Origin of the sequence: Dietzia cercidiphylli (genome assembly GCF_014145145.1) — a bacterium.
GTDB classification, from domain to species: Bacteria; Actinomycetota; Actinomycetes; order Mycobacteriales; family Mycobacteriaceae; genus Dietzia; species Dietzia natronolimnaea.
Genome location: NZ_JAALEA010000394.1, coordinates 1 through 4,288 on the forward strand (window position 1 = coordinate 1; position 4,288 = coordinate 4,288).

At 70.1% G+C, this 4,288-nt stretch carries 5 protein-coding genes and 1 pseudogene; all 6 read right to left on the reverse strand.

Annotated features, from left to right (window positions below):
* Positions 1 to 557, reverse strand: a 557-nt coding sequence (ruvC, locus tag G6028_RS13715; RefSeq protein WP_182659204.1) for a crossover junction endodeoxyribonuclease RuvC, incomplete at its 3' end; no start/stop codon positions are given.
* A 59-nt stretch (positions 558 to 616) separates the two neighbouring features.
* Positions 617 to 1,369 carry a YebC/PmpR family DNA-binding transcriptional regulator gene (locus tag G6028_RS13720; RefSeq protein WP_182659205.1) on the reverse strand — a complete coding sequence of 251 codons (753 nt, stop codon included), beginning with the start codon at positions 1,367 to 1,369 and terminating at the stop codon, positions 617 to 619.
* Between the two features lie 81 nt (positions 1,370 to 1,450).
* A complete protein-coding gene (pdxT, locus tag G6028_RS13725) occupies positions 1,451 to 2,068 on the reverse strand; it encodes a pyridoxal 5'-phosphate synthase glutaminase subunit PdxT (RefSeq protein WP_182659206.1) in 618 nt (205 codons plus the stop codon).
* Positions 2,065 to 2,982, reverse strand: coding sequence for an acyl-CoA thioesterase (locus G6028_RS13730; protein ID WP_179525381.1), 918 nt, complete (start codon positions 2,980 to 2,982; stop codon positions 2,065 to 2,067). The genes pdxT and G6028_RS13730 overlap by 4 nt, the downstream gene beginning before the upstream one ends.
* A 7-nt stretch (positions 2,983 to 2,989) precedes the next feature.
* Entirely contained in the window at positions 2,990 to 3,895 is a 906-nt protein-coding gene (gene pdxS, locus G6028_RS13735; RefSeq protein WP_179525382.1) for a pyridoxal 5'-phosphate synthase lyase subunit PdxS, read from the reverse strand.
* A 95-nt stretch (positions 3,896 to 3,990) separates the two neighbouring features.
* Positions 3,991 to 4,288, reverse strand: a pseudogene (locus G6028_RS13740) (NUDIX hydrolase); the annotation flags it as partial.

A 4,288-nucleotide genomic window follows, 5' to 3' on the forward strand; every position in this document is an offset into this window, starting at 1 on the left:
GCCGCCCTGCCCTTGACGACCTTGGCCTGGAACCCCGCCCGTGACCTCGAGACCTGGGCGTCGAGCGCGGCCACCCGGCCCTGCATGGGCGCCCGCCAGCTGTGGCAGACCGCCAGCGCCAGGGCGTCCGCGGCGTCCGCCGGGCTCGGGGGCTTCTGGAGGCCGAGGATCCGCGTGATCATCAGGGTCATCTGCTTCTTGTCGGCGCGACCGCTGCCCGTGACGGCGGCCTTGACCTCGGAGGGGGTGTGGAACGCGACCGGGATATCCCGGTACGCCGCGGCCATGGCCACGACCCCGGCCGCCTGCGCCGTGCCCATCGCGGTGGACACCTGGTTCTGGGCGAACACACGCTCGATGGCCACCACGTCGGGCCGGTGAACGGCCATCCACTCGTCGGCCACCTCGTGCACCGCCCGCAGGCGACGCTCGAGCGGTTCGTCCGCACTCGTCCGCACCACGTCCACGTCGAGAGCGGTGACGGCGCGGCCCGGTGCCGTCTCGATCAACGCGAGACCGCACCGGGTCAGCCCGGGGTCCACTCCCATGACGCGCATCGAACCTCCGCCGACTAGTGGTAGAACCTACGTTCGAGACCCTACCAGCGACGCGGCCGTCAGGAGTCCAGGGAGGCCAGCACGTCGTCGGGGATGTCCACGTTCGAGTAGACGTTCTGGACGTCGTCGGAGTCCTCGAGCGCGTCGATCAGGCGGAAGATCTTCCCCGCGCCCTCCGCGTCGACGGTGACCTCGACGGAGGCCCGGAAGCCCGACTCGGCCGAGTCGTAGTCGATCCCGGCGTCCTGGAGCGCGGTGCGGACCTGGACGAGGTCGGTGGGTTCGCAGATCACCTCGAAACGATCGCCGAGGTCGTTGACTTCCTCGGCCCCCGCCTCGAGGACCGCCATGAGTACGTCGTCCTCCTCGAGCTCGCCCTTGTCCAGGACGATCTCGCCCTTCCGGGCGAAGAGGTAGGCCACGGAGCCCGGGTCGGCCAGGTTGCCGCCGTTGCGGGACATGGCCGTCCGGACCTCCATGGCCGCGCGGTTGCGGTTGTCCGTCAGACATTCGATGAGCATCGCCACGCCGTTCGGGCCGTAGCCCTCGTACATGATGGTCTCCCAGTCGGCGCCGCCGGCCTCCTCGCCGGCGCCACGCCGACGCGCGCGCTCGACGTTGTCGCCCGGGACCGAGTTCTTCTTGGCCTTCTGGATGGCGTCGAACAGCGTCGGGTTGCCGTCGGGGTCACCGCCACCCGTGCGGGCCGCCACCTCGATGTTCTTGACGAGTTTGGCGAAGAGCTTGCCGCGCTTGGAGTCGATCGCCGCCTTCTTGTGCTTGGTGGTGGCCCACTTGGAATGGCCTGACATGGGGAGTTCCGCCCTCCGGGGTGTCTGGGGTGAGGCCTGGATGACCTCCGGGTGACTTACGGGTGTCGCTGACGGCCCACTCTACGAGGTCGCCGCCCTGACCATGTCGAGGAAGTACCGATGGACGCGCACGTCGTCGGTGACCTCGGGGTGGAACGAGGTCGCGAGGGCGTTGCCCTGGCGCACCGCGACCACGTGATCCTCGCCGTCCGAGGCGCGGACGCCGGCGAGTACCTCGACGTCCGGTCCCACCGTCTCCACCCACGGTGCCCGGATGAAGACCGTCCGAAACGGGTCGGGGCCGAGGGCGTCGACGACGAGGTCGGCCTCGAACGAGTCGACCTGCCGCCCGAAGGCGTTGCGCCGGACGGTCATGTCGATGGCGGAGAACCACGTGGCGTCCGGGCGGGTGTCGAGCACCACGGAGGCCAGCAGGATCATCCCCGCGCACGAGCCGTACACGGGCATCCCGCCCGAGATCCGCTCGGACACCGGCTGGTACATGTCGTACACGTCCAGTAGGCGGCTCATCGCGGTCGACTCACCGCCGGGCAGCACGAGCCCGTCGACCGTGTCCAGCTCCGGTCGGCGGCGCACGGTGACGGCCTCCGCCCCGACGGTCTCCAGGTGGCGCAGGTGTTCGGCGACGTCGCCCTGGAGGGCGAGCACGCCGATCCGGGGGCGATTCGCCGCGCTCACCTGTGGTCCCCGCGGGAACCGGCGTCCCCGCGGGCGGCTGCGGTGCGGTCGGACCCGGTGCCCGACAGGTCCACAGGGAAGGGCTGCGCCCCCTCCCGGAGGCGACGCGACAACCCCTCCTGGGTGACCGCCGCGACGAGGCGCCCCGTCCGGTCGAAGATGCGGCCCTGGGTGAGGGCCCGGCCGCCGAAGGCGGACGGGGACGTCTGGTCGTACAGCAGCCAGTCGTCGGCCCGGAACGGGCGCAGGAACCACATCGCGTGGTCCAGGGAGGCGTCCTGGGTGGGCTCATCGGGGTGGATGACCTTGGCCGAGCTCAGCAGGGTCATGTCCGACATGTAGGCGAGCGTGCACACGTGGAAGTTGGGGTCGTCCGGCAGTTCGTCCACGCACCGGAACCACACCCTCTGCTGTGAGGCGATCTGCGAGGATCCGCGGAGCTTGTCGGGCGGCACCATCCGGATGTCCCACTGCGCCCACTCGTCCACGAAGACACGGTGGGTCTCGTCCAGGTCCTCGTACCGCGGCGCGGGGATCTCCTCGGCGTCGATCACGTCGGGAATCGGGTCCTGATGCTCGATCCCCTCCTGGTCGCGGAGGTGGAAGGAGGCCGACATCGAGAAGATGGGCTCGCCCTCCTGGATCGCGGTGACCCGCCGGGTGGCGAAGCTCCGACCGTCCCGCAGCCGGTCCACCTGGAAGACGGTGGGAGCCGACGGGATCCCCGGCCGGATGAAGTAACCGTGGAGCGAATGGACGTGCTTGTCGTCGTCGACGGTGCTGACCGCGGCGGTCAGGGTCTGACCGGCGACCTGGCCGCCGAAGGTGCGCTGCAGGTGGGTCTCGATCGGGTGACCGCGGTAGAGATCGCGGTCGATGCGCTCGATCGCGAGGATGTCCTCGATCTTGGCCACCGGTGGGTCACCAGCCCCGCTCGGCGAGCCGGTGCGGCTCCGGGATGTCGTCCACGTTGATGCCCACCATGGCCTCGCCCAGGCCACGGGAGATGTTCGCCAGGGTCTCCGGGTCGTCGTGGAAGGTGGTGGCCTTGACGATCGCCTTCGCGCGCTCGGACGGGTTGCCGGACTTGAAGATCCCCGAGCCGACGAACACGCCCTCGGCGCCGAGCTGCATCATCATCGCGGCGTCGGCGGGGGTGGCGATGCCGCCGGCGGTGAACAGCACCACGGGGAGCTTGCCGTTGCGCGCCACCTCCTTGACCAGGTCGTACGGCGCCTGGAGCTCCTTGGCGGCCACGTAGAGCTCGTCCTCGGGCAGGTTCTGCAGGCGGCGGATCTCCTGGCGGATCTTGCGCATGTGCGTGGTGGCGTTGGACACGTCACCCGTACCTGCCTCGCCCTTGGAGCGGATCATCGCCGCGCCCTCGGTGATGCGCCGCAGCGCCTCGCCGAGGTTGGTGGCGCCACAGACGAACGGCACGGTGAACTCGAACTTGTCGATGTGGTTGGCGTAGTCGGCCGGGGTGAGGACCTCGGACTCGTCGACGTAGTCCACGCCGAGCGCCTGGAGGATCCGTGCCTCGACGAAGTGGCCGATACGGGCCTTGGCCATCACGGGGATGGAGACGGCCTCGATGATCCCGTCGATGAGGTCGGGGTCGCTCATCCGGGCGACACCACCCTGCGCGCGGATGTCCGCGGGGACCCGCTCGAGGGCCATGACGGCCACGGCGCCGGCGTCCTCGGCGATCTTCGCCTGCTCGGCGGTCACGACGTCCATGATGACGCCACCCTTGAGCATCTCGGCCATACCTCGCTTGACGCGTGCGGTTCCGGTGGTGTTCTCGGTGGACTGCGGCTCGCTCACGAAATAGGCCTTTCCTGGCGTCGATGACTCGTAGTAGGCGTCCAGTGTAGGTCGCCCTGACCTCGGTTCCCCAACCGCCGCCCCACCGCGCCGGGTCAGCCTCCCGCGTGTGGGTGGTCGACGAGTTCGACGTAGTCGGGCATCGGGGCGCGCCCCGCGAGTCGGAGCGCCCTGACGGTCCCCTTCTCGCGCAGGGTCCTGGTGTCGCGGACCGCGTCGTTGTAGAAACTCCGCGCCATCGCGACCCTGTCGGACACGTCCTCGAGTTCGGCGGCCAGGTCGACCGGCAGCACGGCGACGTCCAGCCCGGCCAGCAGGGTGCCGAGGGTGTTCTCCGCCCTCTCGGCGTCCGGCGCACCGTCGTCCGCGGGCGGGCCGGGCCGGGCCGGGTCC